This window comes from Paenarthrobacter sp. PH39-S1, assembly GCF_030063245.1.
Lineage (GTDB): Bacteria > Actinomycetota > Actinomycetes > Actinomycetales > Micrococcaceae > Arthrobacter_M.
In genome coordinates this window covers 1-13,784 of sequence record NZ_JASISR010000022.1, presented here as the reverse complement: position 1 = coordinate 13,784, position 13,784 = coordinate 1, and the positions used below count along the sequence as shown (strand labels likewise).

14 protein-coding genes are annotated in these 13,784 nt (G+C 63.1%); 4 read left to right on the top strand and 10 right to left on the bottom strand.

Annotated elements, in window-relative coordinates; genetic code table 11:
• Positions 1 to 253: 253 nt before the first annotated feature.
• The 8 genes from QMG52_RS14470 to ocd form a co-directional block, all read right to left on the bottom strand.
• Positions 254 to 1,150 carry a GNAT family N-acetyltransferase gene (locus QMG52_RS14470; protein WP_349361731.1) on the bottom strand — a complete coding sequence of 299 codons (897 nt, stop codon included), beginning with the start codon at positions 1,148 to 1,150 and terminating at the stop codon, positions 254 to 256.
• Complete coding sequence (ispG, locus tag QMG52_RS14465) at positions 1,104 to 2,270, bottom strand: flavodoxin-dependent (E)-4-hydroxy-3-methylbut-2-enyl-diphosphate synthase (RefSeq protein ID WP_283561098.1); 1,167 nt, start codon at positions 2,268 to 2,270, stop codon at positions 1,104 to 1,106. The genes QMG52_RS14470 and ispG overlap by 47 nt, the downstream gene beginning before the upstream one ends.
• Before the next feature lie 128 nt (positions 2,271 to 2,398).
• Positions 2,399 to 2,689 carry a YciI family protein gene (locus QMG52_RS14460; protein WP_283561097.1) on the bottom strand — a complete coding sequence of 97 codons (291 nt, stop codon included), beginning with the start codon at positions 2,687 to 2,689 and terminating at the stop codon, positions 2,399 to 2,401.
• Positions 2,690 to 2,783: 94 nt separating this feature from the next.
• Positions 2,784 to 3,293 carry a hypothetical protein gene (locus QMG52_RS14455; RefSeq protein ID WP_283561096.1) on the bottom strand — a complete coding sequence of 170 codons (510 nt, stop codon included), beginning with the start codon at positions 3,291 to 3,293 and terminating at the stop codon, positions 2,784 to 2,786.
• 193 nt (positions 3,294 to 3,486) lie between these two features.
• The gene (locus tag QMG52_RS14450; RefSeq protein ID WP_283561095.1) at positions 3,487 to 4,176 is read right to left on the bottom strand and encodes a MarR family transcriptional regulator; all 690 of its coding nucleotides are present in this window, start codon (positions 4,174 to 4,176) and stop codon (positions 3,487 to 3,489) included.
• Positions 4,177 to 4,462: 286 nt separating this feature from the next.
• On the bottom strand, positions 4,463 to 5,794 hold the full coding sequence (locus QMG52_RS14445) for a M50 family metallopeptidase (protein WP_283561168.1): 1,332 nt from the start codon (positions 5,792 to 5,794) through the stop codon (positions 4,463 to 4,465).
• Between the two features lie 16 nt (positions 5,795 to 5,810).
• Positions 5,811 to 7,100 (bottom strand): 1-deoxy-D-xylulose-5-phosphate reductoisomerase, encoded by a 1,290-nt coding sequence (gene dxr, locus QMG52_RS14440; RefSeq protein WP_283561094.1) that lies wholly within the window; start codon positions 7,098 to 7,100, stop codon positions 5,811 to 5,813.
• Positions 7,101 to 7,225: 125 nt separating this feature from the next.
• Positions 7,226 to 8,257 carry an ornithine cyclodeaminase gene (ocd, locus tag QMG52_RS14435; protein ID WP_283561093.1) on the bottom strand — a complete coding sequence of 344 codons (1,032 nt, stop codon included), beginning with the start codon at positions 8,255 to 8,257 and terminating at the stop codon, positions 7,226 to 7,228.
• Between the two features lie 135 nt (positions 8,258 to 8,392).
• Here ocd and QMG52_RS14430 point away from each other — a divergent pair, with 135 nt between their 5' ends.
• On the top strand, positions 8,393 to 8,824 hold the full coding sequence (locus tag QMG52_RS14430; RefSeq protein WP_283561092.1) for an Lrp/AsnC family transcriptional regulator: 432 nt from the start codon (positions 8,393 to 8,395) through the stop codon (positions 8,822 to 8,824).
• Here QMG52_RS14430 and QMG52_RS14425 read toward each other — a convergent pair.
• On the bottom strand, positions 8,743 to 10,257 hold the full coding sequence (locus QMG52_RS14425) for a restriction endonuclease (RefSeq protein WP_283561091.1): 1,515 nt from the start codon (positions 10,255 to 10,257) through the stop codon (positions 8,743 to 8,745). The genes QMG52_RS14430 and QMG52_RS14425 overlap by 82 nt on opposite strands.
• Before the next feature lie 96 nt (positions 10,258 to 10,353).
• Here QMG52_RS14425 and QMG52_RS14420 point away from each other — a divergent pair, with 96 nt between their 5' ends.
• Together QMG52_RS14420 and QMG52_RS14415 are read left to right on the top strand one after the other, a co-directional pair.
• On the top strand, positions 10,354 to 10,959 hold the full coding sequence (locus tag QMG52_RS14420; protein ID WP_283561090.1) for a hypothetical protein: 606 nt from the start codon (positions 10,354 to 10,356) through the stop codon (positions 10,957 to 10,959).
• Positions 10,953 to 11,576, top strand: a complete 624-nt coding sequence (locus QMG52_RS14415) for an RES family NAD+ phosphorylase (protein WP_283561089.1) — start codon at positions 10,953 to 10,955, stop codon at positions 11,574 to 11,576. Before QMG52_RS14420 ends, QMG52_RS14415 begins: the two co-directional genes overlap by 7 nt.
• A gap of 151 nt (positions 11,577 to 11,727) precedes the next feature.
• Here QMG52_RS14415 and QMG52_RS14410 read toward each other — a convergent pair whose 3' ends face one another.
• Positions 11,728 to 11,916 carry a hypothetical protein gene (locus QMG52_RS14410; RefSeq protein ID WP_283561088.1) on the bottom strand — a complete coding sequence of 63 codons (189 nt, stop codon included), beginning with the start codon at positions 11,914 to 11,916 and terminating at the stop codon, positions 11,728 to 11,730.
• Between the two features lie 757 nt (positions 11,917 to 12,673).
• Between QMG52_RS14410 and QMG52_RS14405 the strand changes: the two genes are divergently transcribed.
• Entirely contained in the window at positions 12,674 to 13,507 is an 834-nt protein-coding gene (locus QMG52_RS14405; protein WP_283561087.1) for a protein NO VEIN domain-containing protein, read from the top strand.
• Positions 13,508 to 13,784 lie beyond the last annotated feature (277 nt).

Below are 13,784 nucleotides of genomic sequence, written 5' to 3'. Positions count from 1 at the left end.
CCGTTGGAATTCCGCCCGCTGGCCGGCATTTCTCCCGTTTCCGTTCCTGAGGGCGGCGAAGTCCGGGCCCATCGCATTACCCCTGCCGGGACCGGCTATCTGCACCTCCGCGACGGTGCCGTCGACAACAACCGCAGGGATTTCAGCGAGCGGAATTGGTCCCCGGTGTCCCCGTCGAACGCCCTGCCAACCTCGGCTGCTGCCATTGGTCCTCCTCCTGCAGAGGTTCCGCCCTTGTGCTGCCTGGAACAATCTAAAACAATACGGTCGCGAACGTCCCCACCTGCCGGAAGCCCACCCGTTCGTAAGTGGCGCGGGCGCGGACGTTGTAATCGTTAACGTAGAGGGTGGCCAGCGGTGCGTGGCACTGAGCCAGCCGGACGACGGCGGCCATGTAGCCGGCGCTGAGGCCACGACCGCGGTACTCGGGATTAAGCCACACCCCCTGGATCTGGGTGGCTGCTGAGGAAACCGCGCCGAGATCGGCCTTAAAGATGACTTCGCCGTTGCCGTTGAGATGGCTGAGGGAGTACCCCTGCCGGATCAGTGCCGCGATGCGGCGGCGGTAGTGCTCCTCGCCGCCCAGAAACGGCGAATACCCCACCTCCTCTTCAAACATGGCGGCAGCCGCGGGCAGGATCGCTGCGAAATCTTCTTCGCGGCTGGGCACCAGCCCGGGTTCACCCGCCAGTCCCGGTTCGGCTGCCATGACCAGGAGCGGCTGATCGGCTCTGATTTCCGCGGCCTTCGCGCCCGCACACTCCAACTCGGCATAGATCCCCAGCACGGCTTCGGCGGGGCCGAAAATCGAGGCAATATTCCGCTGCGAGGAAGCCAGCCACTGGCCGAAGAACCGGGCCTGCACCGCCGTCGCCTGGACAGGGACCACGTTGGCACCGATCCAGCAGGCGCCCGTGAGTGCGCCGTCGTCCTCAAAATAACCGAGCACCACGGTACCAAGCCCCGCCGGGACGGCGCTCCCCGCCGTCTCCAGCTGGGACGCCATAAAAACATTGGCCACCGGGTCAAGCCCAACCAGTCTGCCGAGCGCGTCTGTGTCCTGATGGACCAGGGCCCGCACCGCACCGGCAGGAGATCCGCCGTTACGAGACGCTAACCACGGGACCACCCTTGACAGCATCTTCGCCATCGGTGTCCCCCATCTGTTCTGCGATCTTCATCGCCTCTTCAATGAGTGTCTCAACAATCTGGTCCTCGGGAACAGTTTTAATGACTTTCCCCTTCACAAAAATCTGGCCCTTGCCGTTTCCGGAAGCTACCCCCAGGTCCGCCTCACGGGCCTCGCCGGGCCCATTGACCACACACCCCATGACGGCAACGCGCAGTGGAATCTCCATCCCTTCGAGCCCGGCGGTTACCTGCTCGGCCAGAGTGTAGACGTCCACCTGGGCACGGCCGCAGGACGGGCAGGAGACGATTTCGAGTTTGCGGGGGCGCAGATTGAGCGACTGCAGGATCTGGTTGCCTACCTTGATTTCCTCCACTGGCGGGGCGGACAGGGAAACGCGGATGGTATCGCCGATTCCCTTGGCGAGCAGCGCACCGAAGGCGGTGGCGGACTTGATGGTGCCCTGGAAGGCAGGGCCGGCCTCCGTTACACCCAGATGCAGCGGCCAATCGCCGCGCTCGGCCAGCAGTTCGTAAGCCCGCACCATAATCACTGGATCATTGTGCTTGACGGAGATCTTAAAATCGTGGAAGTCATGCTCCTCGAACAAAGATGCTTCCCAGACGGCTGATTCGACCAGTGCCTCGGGTGTGGCCTTCCCGTACTTCTCCATCAGGCGCGGATCGAGGGATCCGGCGTTGACGCCGATCCGGATGGAGGTGCCATGGTCCTTGGCGGCCTGGGCAATCTCCTTGATCTGGTCATCGAACTTGCGGATGTTTCCTGGATTCACGCGCACCGCGGCGCAGCCGGCATCGATGGCGGCGAAAACGTACTTCGGCTGGAAGTGGATGTCCGCGATGACCGGAATCTGGGACTTCCTGGCGATGATCGGCAGAGCCTCGGCGTCATCGGCGGAGGGGCAGGCGACCCGGACAATGTCACAGCCGGACGCCGTCAGCTCGGCGATTTGCTGGAGAGTGGCGTTGATGTCCGTAGTGGGGGTCGTGGTCATCGACTGCACGCTGATGGGCGAATCCGAGCCAACGCCGACTGAACCGACCCTGATCTGCCGCGTCTTACGCCGGGGGGCAAGGACGGGTGGTGGTGCTTCCGGCATTCCGAGGCTGACCGAGGTCAAAATGTACTCCTTGTGGTTCTACGTGAACCTATTGGTTCGATATGAACCCAGTGCCGCCCGGGCTTGACGGCGGCGGTTCAGTTCAATTGTAGGCTTCGTGGCCCGACCGCAGCACGGGATCCAGGTAACTACAAGCTGGTGCTCAACAAACCCATCATGGGGTTCCATTCGGTGACCTTCAGCCCAGCGATTCCGCCGGCAATATTGAACGGGTCATCGGTCAGCAGGCGGTTTAGCGTGTCCTCAGTGTCGGTCTTGAAGATCAGCAATGCACCGGTGCCGTCGACGAAGGGGCCTGTTGCCAGCACCCGCCCGTCTTCCACCAGAGAGGCCAACCACGCACGATGGGCCGGCCGGTGCTTGTCACGCACGTCCGCCGAGTCGGGGCTGTAAACATATTCCACTGCAAAAGCGCTCATGAAGCCAGCTTATCCGCCCACGCCGCCGACTTGAGCACCGCTGCCATTGAAACACCGCACCGGGCCGGCCGGGGCGGCATGAATCAACCGCCGATCATCCGCCCAGCAGAAGCCATTTGGCCAGTGTCGCCACCGCAGCGGCCCACAGCATGGAGCTGAGCGTGCCTATGATGAACCGTTCACTGGCGGCCGGGCTCTGTTTAAGCTCCGGAAAACGGCCGAGTCCTTTGATGGCGACAATGTAGGCAATGGCCACCGGTTGTTCGGCGAGGATGGCAATGACGACAGCAGCCCGCTCCAGCAGCCCGATCACGAGGCCTCCGCGCAGCACGCCCGGCGGAGGGCGGTCGACGGAGAGCCGGTCGCCCCGCGCGGCAGGGGGACGGGGATCGCCACCGGCCGGTGCATCGGCCAGACCCTCGTCTCCGGGGGCATCTGCTTCGTGGTGCTCGGTCTGGGTGCCGTCGGCTTCTTGGCCGTCCGCGGCCCGGGCACGCCGCTCCTGGGCATCCGCTTCCTGTGCCAGCCGGAGCATTCCGGTGGTGACCGGCCATCCGAGGCCGACCGCGGTCAGAACGGTCAGCACGATCCATAGCGCCTGCATTCCGCTACCCGCTCTCTCGGTAAAAGGTTCGCTGACCGGCATCCCGTCCCGGTCGTCTACAGCCTAACGTCAGCCCCTGACAGGAATGCCGGACGTCCGTAATGCCGGACGTCCGTAATGCCGGACGTCCGTAACGCCGGAAGTCCGTAACGCCGGAAGTCAGGATTACCGAAGTCCGGAAGGCAGGACGGTGTCAGAGAGTATCGGAGACAAGGTTCAGCAGCACGGCGGCCGCCGCCCGACCCGCATGCTCTTCCTGCCAGCCGGAGCGCAACACCGCTTTGCTGACGGCCTGCGGGCTGATTCCGAGCCGTTCCGCGACGGCGGCCTGACCGCCCCGCACTCCGGGCTGAAGCAGATCGAGAATGCGCCATTCGGCTTCCGTCCGCCCTCTGACAAGCCGGCCGGTCAGGACCAGGACAGCTTCGGCCGAGGCCGCCAACTGCTGCGGATCGGCGCGGCGGAAACCGGCCTGGACAGCGTCGGCCGAGTCGAGACCGGGCTCGGAGGAACCTGATTTATGCGACGCGGCTCCGCCTCCGCTCCATTGCACGGACAAGGGTACGCGCTCCCCGGTTTTCTTGGCCCGCTCCACCGCGGCGCGCGCGGCCACGAACGCCGGTCCACTGGCCTCCCGTGGGCTGGGGGGCAACGGAAAGTCCACGGGTCCCACGCCAATCCCGATGTACCACTGCCCGGTGCGGAGCGCGCGCATGACTACCTCAACAATTGAGCCGGGATCCGTCAACACGCCCTGTACCTCGTCACCCACCGAGCGCTCGAACGCCAGCTTGGCGGGGATGTCCCGAAGCATCTCCAGCAAACCGGGAACCAAATCGGGGCCTCGTCGGCTGGCACGCTGGTCCATCGTCAAGACAAACATAAATCAATCATATGCAGATGATTTTAACAAATCAATCTTCAATGGCTGATAAGTGAACATCAACCTTCGCCCCCGGGCCAAGGGACCCGCCAGCCGGCCCCCTAACCCACTAACTGCCTTGGAACTCAGCCATGGCCCACTCCTGCTGTCGATTGAGCGCGGGAAGTCGAGGTTTGGCTGGCTGATGAATCTGAAGAGTGGAGTCCGCTCTGCAGGCGCCCGGGATGCTCAGCAGCTGGTGAAATCCATGTGGGGCGGCCAACGCGGTAAATCGACGGGTCCAAGATCAACCGAAGATATTAATCGGCTTGACGATATCGGCATACATGAGCAGTGCGCCCATCACCAGCAGCAGCGACGCCACCACATAGGTCAGCGGCAGGAGTTTCGCGATGTCGAAGGCGCCGGGATCCCTCCGCCCGAAAAGCTTCGCCACCCGCCTGCGGGCCGCCTCGTACAGCGCACCGGCCACGTGGCCGCCGTCGAGCGGCAGCAACGGAATCAGGTTGAACACACACAAGGCCAGGTTCACCCCGGCAAGCAAACCGACCAGCGTGGCAATCCGGGCGCTCAACGGAACCTGCTCCATCGCCGCCACCTCACCGGCCACCCGGCCCACGCCCACCATCGAAATGGGTCCGTTCGGATCGCGCGGCTCACTGCTGAAGGCCGCCTTCGCCACGCCCACCAGGCGCTGTGGCAGATTCAGCACCACCCCGGAGATCTTGACCATGCTGTCCCCCACCGAGGGAAGCACCGCGCTGGGCGGCTGGGCCACCATCGCTGTGGTGGGTCCCACGCCGATGAACCCGACCTGCTGGGTCACGGCCTGGCCCTTGTCGTCGAGCACGACGGCGCCGCTAGCGTCCGTCACCGGCCGCGCGGTCAGCACCGGAGTGATGGTCAGCGTGAGCTCCCCGCCGTCGCGCAGCACTGTAATCGGGACATCCCTGCCGGCAGATGCCCGGATCCACGACGTCATGTCGGACCAACCGGTCACCGTCCTGCCGTCGAAGGAGGTGATCACGTCACCGGGTTTCAGTCCGGCAGCCGCCGCGGGCGTCTTGTCGCACGTGCTCAGATCGGTCGGCGCCGGCTTCCCATACGCCACCTGACAGGCGTTGACGTCGGCCAGCGTCGTCGTCGCCTGCGGAGTACCGAAGCCCATCAGCAGCACAGCTGTCAGCACCACACCGATCAGCAGGTTCATAAATGGTCCGCCAAGCATGATGACGATCTTTTTCCAGACCGGCAGCTTATAGAACATCCGGTTTTCGTCGCCGGGGCCTACGTCCTCATGAGCAATGCTGCGGGCCTCCGTGGCAAGCGTCTGGAACATTCCGGTGCTGGAGGGCCGGACGCTGCCGTCGCCGGGATTTGGCGGGTACATGCCGATCATGGCCACATAGCCCCCTGCCGGAATGGCCTTAAACCCGTATTCCGTCTCGCCCTTCTTCTTGGACCACAGCGTGGGTCCGAAGCCGATCATGTATTTAGTGACGCGGACTTTGAAGAGCTTGGCGGGCACAAGATGTCCCACTTCGTGCAGCGCTATGGACACGGCAACGCCCACGGCCACGAAGATGACGCCCAGGATGAAGAGCAAAACTGTCACAATAATCTTTCCGGCTCGCCTATCGGCTGATGAGAGCTAAACGCTCGATGCTGCGGGTCCGTGCCCACTGCTCAGCATCCAGCACGGATTCGAGCGTGAGCTGCGAATGCGCTGAATGCTCGCTGAGGACCTCCTCAATAGTGTCGACAATATTGAGGAAACCGATCCGTCCGGCATGGAAGGCATGCACGGCTTCCTCATTCGCGGCGTTGTAAACGGCGGGGAACGTGCTGGCCCTCTGCGCGGCGTCCTTGGCAAGGTCAACGGCCGGGAACGCCGCCGCATCCAATGGTTCAAACGTCCAACTGGCCGCCTTGGTCCAGTCGCAGGACTTCGCCGCCCCCGGGACCCGGTCCGGCCAGCCCAGCCCCAGCGCGATCGGCAGCCGCATATCCGGCGGCGAGCATTGCGCGATCGTGGAACCGTCCGTGAACTGCACCATCGAGTGCACCACTGACTGCGGATGCACGACGACGTCGATCCGGTTCAGCGGGATGTCAAAAAGCAGATGCGCCTCAATCAGTTCAAGACCCTTGTTCACCAGCGTGGCCGAGTTGGTGGTCACCATCGGACCCATCGCCCAGGTCGGATGCTTGAGCGCCTGAGCCGGCGTGACCTGCGCCAGCTGTTCCCGTCCCATACCACGGAACGGACCGCCGGAGGCAGTGAGGATCAGCCGGTCCACCTCCGCGGCACTGCCCGACCGCAGGCACTGCGCCAGCGCGGAGTGTTCCGAATCCACCGGCACCAGTTGCCCGGGTCCGGCTGCGTCCTTGACCAGCTGGCCGCCCACGATCAGCGATTCCTTGTTGGCCAGGGCCAGCAGCGCACCGGATTTCAGCGCCGCAAGAGTCGGCGCCAGCCCGATCGACCCGGTGATGCCGTTAAGCACGACGACGGCGCCGACCTGAGCATGTCCGGTACCGGCGGCGCGGCCGCCGGCTTCCCGCCGGTCCGAGGTGTCCTTCCAGCCGGCAATCCTGGTCGAGGCGTCGGCGCCAACAAGGATCTGAGGATGATAGCAGCGCACCCCTGCCGCATCGGCGACGCCGTCGAGCATCTCTTTAAAGCCGCTGGCATTCCCGGCGGCGATCCCCACCGCCTGCGGCCGGAAACGCACGGCCTGCCGCGCCAGCAGTTCCTGATTTGTCCCGCCCGCGCTGAGCGCCAGAACCTCAAAGCGCGGGCTCCCGTCGTCCTGCCGGGCAGCGTCGATGACGTCCAATGCCTGCGTGCCGATGGAACCCGTCGAGCCCAGAAGAATAATCTGCCGCGTTGCGGTGCCTTGTGGTTCCCGATGATTCTGCATCTTTCCAGTATCCCAGCAGGGGCTGACACTACAAGCCGCAGCGCCCGTACTGCCGCGGGGGCCATCGTATAACGCGGTGGACCTGCGCTTGGGCCCGTGCTTGGGCCCTCGTCATCCATGCCGGGTCAGGATCCCACCGGGGAGAGCGCACCGACGAGTCCGAACAGGTTCTTGGGGTCCTCCGGGTTTGCGACCAGGTCGATGTCCGCATAGAAGTCCGTACCTTCGACGGCATCCCGGGCATAGCGCAGGGCGGAAAAGTCTTCTATGGCGAAGCCTACGGAGTCAAAGATGGTGATCTGAGCGGTGGATGTGCGCCCCGGCGCCTGATTGCCGAGGACCTGCCAGAATTCGGTCACCGCAAAATCAGCGGGCATCTGCTGGATCTCACCTTCCACACGTGTCTGTGGAGCATACTCAACAAAAACGTCGCCGAGGCCCAAGACCGTGGAGTCCAGCTCTGTCTTTCCAGGACAATCGCCCCCAATGGCGTTGATATGGACACCCGGAACCACGAGGTCGGCGGTGAGGATGGTGGCCTCGGTCTTGTCGGCGGTGCAGGTGGTAATGACGTCGGCGCCCAGTACTGCATCTGCAGCCGAGGAGGCGATGGTGACGTCGAAGCCCAGCGGGACCAGGTTGCGGACCAGTTTGGTCATGGCAGCGGGGTCTGTGTCCCAGATTCTCAGACTGCTGATGCCCAGGGCAGCCCGGAACGCCAGAGCCTGGAATTCAGACTGGCTGCCGGTTCCGATCATTGCCATGAGGCGCGCATCCGGGCGGGCGAGTTTCCTGGCCACCATGGCGGACGTCGCCGCGGTACGCAAAGCAGTCAGGACCGTCATTTCGGCCAGAAACGTGGGGTAGCCATTGTGGACGTTGGCCAGGACGCCGAAGGCTGTGACCGTCTGAAACCCGCGGGACGGATTGGACGGATGTCCGTTCACATATTTGAACCCGTAGGTTTCGTGGTCGCTCGTTGGCATGAGTTCAATGACACCGTACGGAGTGTGGCTGGCCACGCGGGGAGTCTTATCGAAGCGTTCCCAGCGGCGGTAATCGTCCTCGAGGTAGCCGATCATCTCGGCGATGATGGCCTCCGGCCCACGGGCGGCGACCCAGCGCACCATGTTGTGAACGTCGACAAAGCGCGTCATTTCCAATCCTCTTTCTGTTGATGATCTCGCTTGCTTCAACCTTAGGGTTCGTCAGTATGCAACATCAATTGCCAGATAGTGCGACTTTTATTGAGGGGATGCGCACAATGTACCGGCGTCAGATACATTGTGTATATGGCTGCACTTACTGATCTTGATCGCCAGCTCCTCTCCGCGCTGCGGGAGGACGGGAGGGCATCCGTGGCAAGCCTCGCCCGAAGACTCGGAGTAGCGCGGGCCACCGTCAATAGCAGACTCGATCGCCTTCTCTCCTCTGGAATCATCGTGGGTTTTTCCGCCAGAGTGCGTGACGAGCTGGATCCGCTGGCGATAAAGGCCATTGCCCTTATTGCGGTCGAGGGCAGGACAACGGACCGGGTCATTCGCCAGCTTCGCGGGATCCCCGAAATCCGAACGCTGCACACCACGAACGGCGGTTGGGATCTTGTCGCCGAACTGCGCACCGAAAGCCTCCGCGACTTTGATCAGGTGCTCGGGAGGATCCGCGGTATCGAGGGCGTCGTCAACAGCGAGACAAGTCTGCTCCTGAGCTCCGTCCTGCGGTAAGCCCATGCGGCGGAGGTCACAGCGGGACCTTTTCGCCGATGGCCGCCGTTGCCGGTGTCACGGCTGGCCAGACCGTTCCAGCAGCCGATCAGCTTGGCGACGTCGTCGATCTGCAGTTCCATGTTGGAATCCGCCAGCTGGTCCTGGAAGCTGGAGACCACCTGGGTTTCATCCACGCCCAGGACCAGGACCTTGTAGTCGGTGAGGAGCTTCTTGGTGACCGCCTCGCCGAAACCGATCCGGTAAAACACCGGTCCGTACAGCTCCTCGTCATCCATGGAGCACAGGATCGCGTCACGTTCCCGGGCTGCATTTTTGGTGTCGTCGTTGAACAGCCGCGGCGTGGCCGTCATGTAGATGCGCCTGGCCCCGGCGATGATGGCGTTGTCGTGGACCTTGACGAAGTGCGATTCCTCGGTGCCGGCCAGGGTGGCGCCGGTGGTGCGGTGGGCCTCGTCGCAGATGATCAGGTCAAAGTCCGGCAGGCCCTCACGCTGCGCCTGCGCGACGGCGTCAATGGACTGATAGGTGGAGAACACCACCGTCATGCCCTCATCGAGGGTTTTCTTTCCCATGGCTTCGAGCAGCGTTTTGCCGTCCGTGGTGGCGGGGATCTGCAGATCGTGGAGGGCGACGTCGGTCAGGTCCGAGTTCTTCTGCCGCCCCACCTTGATATCCGAGCACACCGCGTACGCGTGCATCGGCAGCTCGGTCTCATCCGACCACTCCTTCAGCGACTGGGACATCAGCGCCAGCGACGGAACCAGGAACAGGATCCTGGCATGGCCCTCCTGTTCCGCAACGCGTTCGGCGATCTTCAGGGAGGTAAAGGTTTTGCCGGTGCCGCAGGCCATGATCAGCTTGCCGCGGTCATTATCGAGGAAGCCCTTCATCGCGGCATTGACCGCCTCATGCTGATGCGTGCGCAGCTGCTTCTTCTCATGCAGCCGGGGAGCCTTGGACGGATCCGTCAACTCATACGTGGACCAGTCAATGTTCGAATTCCGGAAGTCGCTCAGGCCGATGCGCTGGATCGGCAGGTGCTGCTTGTCCAGCATCTCCTCGGCGTTGGGCGACCAGTTCGCTCCCGTGGTGTCCACGATCAGCCGGTGGCTAAACGGAGTTTTGCCCGACGCCGAAATGAACGAATCGATATCGTGCTTCTGGATCTTGTGGCCCTCGGCATAGAACTTGCACTGGATCGCCGTGACACCGCGGTCCTCACGCTCGGCCACCAGGTCAATCCCGGTATCGGGTTTGCCGTTGCGCCCCGGCCAGTCCCGCCACAACCAGACCTTTTGGTACTGCGGTGACTGGACGCCGTCGTGCCCTAGATACTGCTCGACGAGCAGCTCAAAGTAGCTGCCCTTCATCCGCTCCGAATCCGCCAGGTCACGGTATGAACCCAGCAGGGAATCGAACGTCGTCGCCACAAATGCTCCAAGGGATAGAAATCAAGCCAAGAGGACCATGATCCCACGGCCAGACCAGCATATCTTTCATGCACTCTGAACGATATGATGGAACGTATGAAACGGCGGAACAATGTTGTTGGGGGGGGCATGGATGGCGGCGTCAACACGACGGAGAAGAGTGCCGGCGCACCAACGGGCGTCGGCACGGAATCTGCTAAGGCTCAGGAACGATTATTTGACGCGTGGCTGAATATGCAACGAAGCGTGGATTCCCTCGGTCCGGCGCTCGCCGCCCTCAAACCCGCTACGTCTGCGCAGTTGGCCAGAAGCGCCCAAGCCGCTGAGAATGCCTGGCGAAGGATGGAAGACGAGTTTGGACTCCTCACCAGCACGCAGGTGGCCGTCCTTCTTGGCTCGCGGTCGGCGGGCCGGAGTTTCGCCTCGGAACAGCACCGTGCGGGGCACCTTCTTCGCATCCGGCGCCGGAACGCCTACCTGTATCCCGGGTTTCAGTTCGATCGGAGGGCCGGCAAAGTCCTCGACGTCATCGCTGTGCTCGTGCGGCTGGCCCGCGCATCTCACTGGAGCGAGGAAGACCTGGCCCTGTGGTTTGTCTCGCCGACGTCCTATTTCGAGGACGAAGGCAGGCCCGTGGATCATTTGGATCACCCGCATGCCCTGACGGAAGCAGCCGAGGCGAAATTCACCGTCGAATGGTGACTCCGGAGCCACCGCATCCGTTTCGGCCTGAAATCGAAGTCCTTAGCTTTGGCACCGAGCTTTACCGCGTGTTGAGCAATAGACGGAAGGGAAATGAATTCAATCCGGGTCACGGACGAGGGTCACGGTTCGCTTTTTTTGGAACCCCCGGGAAAGTTCCAGTGCTTTACGCCGCCGCAACCGAAGATGCTGCAGTGTCCGAAAGGCTGCTTCACGACGTTCCGTTTTCGGGAGGTCGATTGCTCTCTTCGGATTATGCGGACAAGGTCGCTGTGAAACTTGCACTCCGGCGGGAGCTGCGCTTGGCATCCTTTCTTGGCACCGGCCTGCGGACCCTGGGCATTGAGGCGAAGAACCTCACGGACACGGGCGCCTGGCGTTACCCTGACACGGTGCAGTGGGCCGCGGCAGCTCACCGTGCGGGCCTGGATGGGGCCGTGTGGATGAGCCGGCGCTGTAACAGCGAGCGAGCATATGTACTTTTCGGCGACAGGGTCACGGCCGACGACCTGGAGATCCAGCCGGATTATGTCCGTGTTTTTGGCGCCGGAACCGACCTTGACTGGCTGATCGATTTCTGCGCCCGGTTTCGGGTGGACGTCCTCCCGCCACTGTGAACCGACTGATTCGGGCACCCTGCCGCCGGCACGCGCTCACGCGCTTTCGAAGAGTGGGGGCCGATGCAACCGGCGCAGAGTTAGCGCCGAACGCTGCGCAGGAGTGCTCCCTGCGCAGGTGCTACGCCGCGCGGTGCGCAGAACGCACCGCCTATACCCCCAGGCAGTACTCCCCCAGCCCGTTGAGCCGTATGGCCCTCAGCCCGTCGTAGCGGCTCAGGGAATCGAGCAGATCGCCGCCGAAATGGTCCTGAAAATCATCGCGGGCACCCTCCGGATCGGTGTACCGCAGGTCGAAAAGTCCAAGGGTTCCGGCGTACTCAAACAAAACCGCCAACACATACCGACCCTGGAGCAGCTCCCATTTGTGTATGTTTTCGTAGCCGAAGCTGCTGTATTCGGATCCTCAAGGTAGAGCCTGAATAGTCCGCGCGCACTCCGATGCACGGCCGGATCCAGGCCCAGCCGGCCCAACGGCGCTGAGCGCGTTGGCCGAGCGCTGCCCTTTGATCGCGTCAACGCGGCTGAGCTCGTCAATGACGCCGCGGCGGATCCACGCCTGCCAGAGCGCCTTGATGACGGCGCGGTTCCTTCTTCAGCGCGGCGCGTCCCTTGGCGGTCAGCTCCAGCTTAGAACCGACGACGATGGCGAGCCCGCCTGCCTGCCTGCCTGCCTGCAGCAGCAGCGGTTAGGCGTAGGCAGAGATGGCCTCATCGATGTGAAGTCCGCCCCCGGAAGGGAATCGGCGACCAGCTGGACGGTGGCAGCCGAAGGGCGCCGGGTCTTCTGGCTGCATTTGAGCCTTCGGGATTCGGCAAGACGCAGCACAGCGTGCAGTTGCGCGGCTGCGCGGGAGGCGGTTTCCAGTTCGATCACGTTCTCCTCCTGAGTGGGCATCCCATCATCGTATCGAGCAGCGTTCCCTTGAGCAGCGTTCCCGCTGCCGCGCCTGCCGCACCGTTACCGCCGTCGTCGTCCACCGCCGTCGCCCCGCCTCCCGACATTCCGACGCGCTGCCGCCTGCCCACCCCACGCCACGTACCCGACGCCATAAGGGGTAACCTGGGAGCACACATGAATGTGGAGGTGTGCGTTGGTGGGGGAACGTCCGGAACCGTGGTCCGCAGCAGAGGTGACGGCCACCGTAGCCAGCTATTTCGGCATGCTCCAATCTGAACTGGCCGGCCAACGCTACGTGAAAAGTGCCGCGCGCCGGGCCCTGCTTCCGCTGCTGAACAACCGCACCGAGAGCGCCGTCGAATTCAAATACCAGAACATCTCCGCAGTGCTCATGGAGTCCGGCCTGCGCCCCATCCGGGGCTACAAGCCAGCCGTCAACTACCAAGGATCCCTGGCCGGGGAGGTTGCCCTTCAGGTGAACGACAACAGTGTCTTGGAAGCCATGATCCAAGCGGCCAACCGCCAAGCCAGGCCGGGATCTGTTGACCTTTCACTGGAACCCGGGTCCGCCCCGGCCGTTGTCCTTCCCGACCGCAGGCCCGGCCCCGGGCGAGCTGGATTCCCGGATTATGCCGGCGTCGAGGCGCGGAACCGGAGCCTGGGACTGGCCGGGGAATGCGCGGTTGTCGAGTTGGAACACCGTCGCCTGCACGCACTGGGCAAGTCGCCGCTGGCCGAACGGATCGAGCACGTTTCCCAAACCCAAGGAGACGGATTGGGTTACGATATTTTGTCATTCGAGCCCAGCGGAAAGGAACGGCTCATCGAGGTCAAAACGACGCGGGCACGTGTTGAGACCCCATTTTATGTAAGCAGAAACGAACTCGCGGCCTCCAACGAGCACTCGGAGCTGTACCACCTGGTCAGACTCTTCGACTTCGACCAGCATCCCGGCTGGTATCAGCTTGATGGGTCGTTGAGTCAAAGCTGCGCGCTGGAGGCCCAGAGTTACCTGGCCGTCCCGGCGTAGACCGACCCGGTTGCTGGCTGACTGCATCTTCCGCTGGTAATGGCCATGGACTTATTCATGGTACCGACAATGGACTTAGTCGGACGTAGTTGAGTAAAACTTCGTCATGGGCGTCACTGTCAACATCCACGAAGCAAAAACGAACTTGTCGCGTCTGACCCGGATCCGCGAGTAGTGGCTTTTTGAGGCCGGAATTCTGGCGGGGGCGTGAATTTCGGCAACTTTTGGGTCCGGGCATGACAAAAGCCCGGTTGTCGTGTCGGGTGGGCGGAGGCTC

Coding starts and splice junctions, on each gene's coding strand:
- QMG52_RS14470 (WP_349361731.1), bottom strand. CDS start 1,150: ATGGCGAAGATGCTGTCAAGGGTGGTCCCGTGGTTAGCGTCTCGTAAC.
- QMG52_RS14460 (WP_283561097.1), bottom strand. CDS start 2,689: ATGAGCGCTTTTGCAGTGGAATATGTTTACAGCCCCGACTCGGCGGAC.
- QMG52_RS14455 (WP_283561096.1), bottom strand. CDS start 3,293: ATGCAGGCGCTATGGATCGTGCTGACCGTTCTGACCGCGGTCGGCCTC.
- QMG52_RS14450 (WP_283561095.1), bottom strand. CDS start 4,176: ATGTTTGTCTTGACGATGGACCAGCGTGCCAGCCGACGAGGCCCCGAT.
- dxr (WP_283561094.1), bottom strand. CDS start 7,100: ATGCAGAATCATCGGGAACCACAAGGCACCGCAACGCGGCAGATTATT.
- ocd (WP_283561093.1), bottom strand. CDS start 8,257: ATGACGCGCTTTGTCGACGTTCACAACATGGTGCGCTGGGTCGCCGCC.
- QMG52_RS14430 (WP_283561092.1), top strand. CDS start 8,393: ATGGCTGCACTTACTGATCTTGATCGCCAGCTCCTCTCCGCGCTGCGG.
- QMG52_RS14420 (WP_283561090.1), top strand. CDS start 10,354: ATGAAACGGCGGAACAATGTTGTTGGGGGGGGCATGGATGGCGGCGTC.
- QMG52_RS14415 (WP_283561089.1), top strand. CDS start 10,953: ATGGTGACTCCGGAGCCACCGCATCCGTTTCGGCCTGAAATCGAAGTC.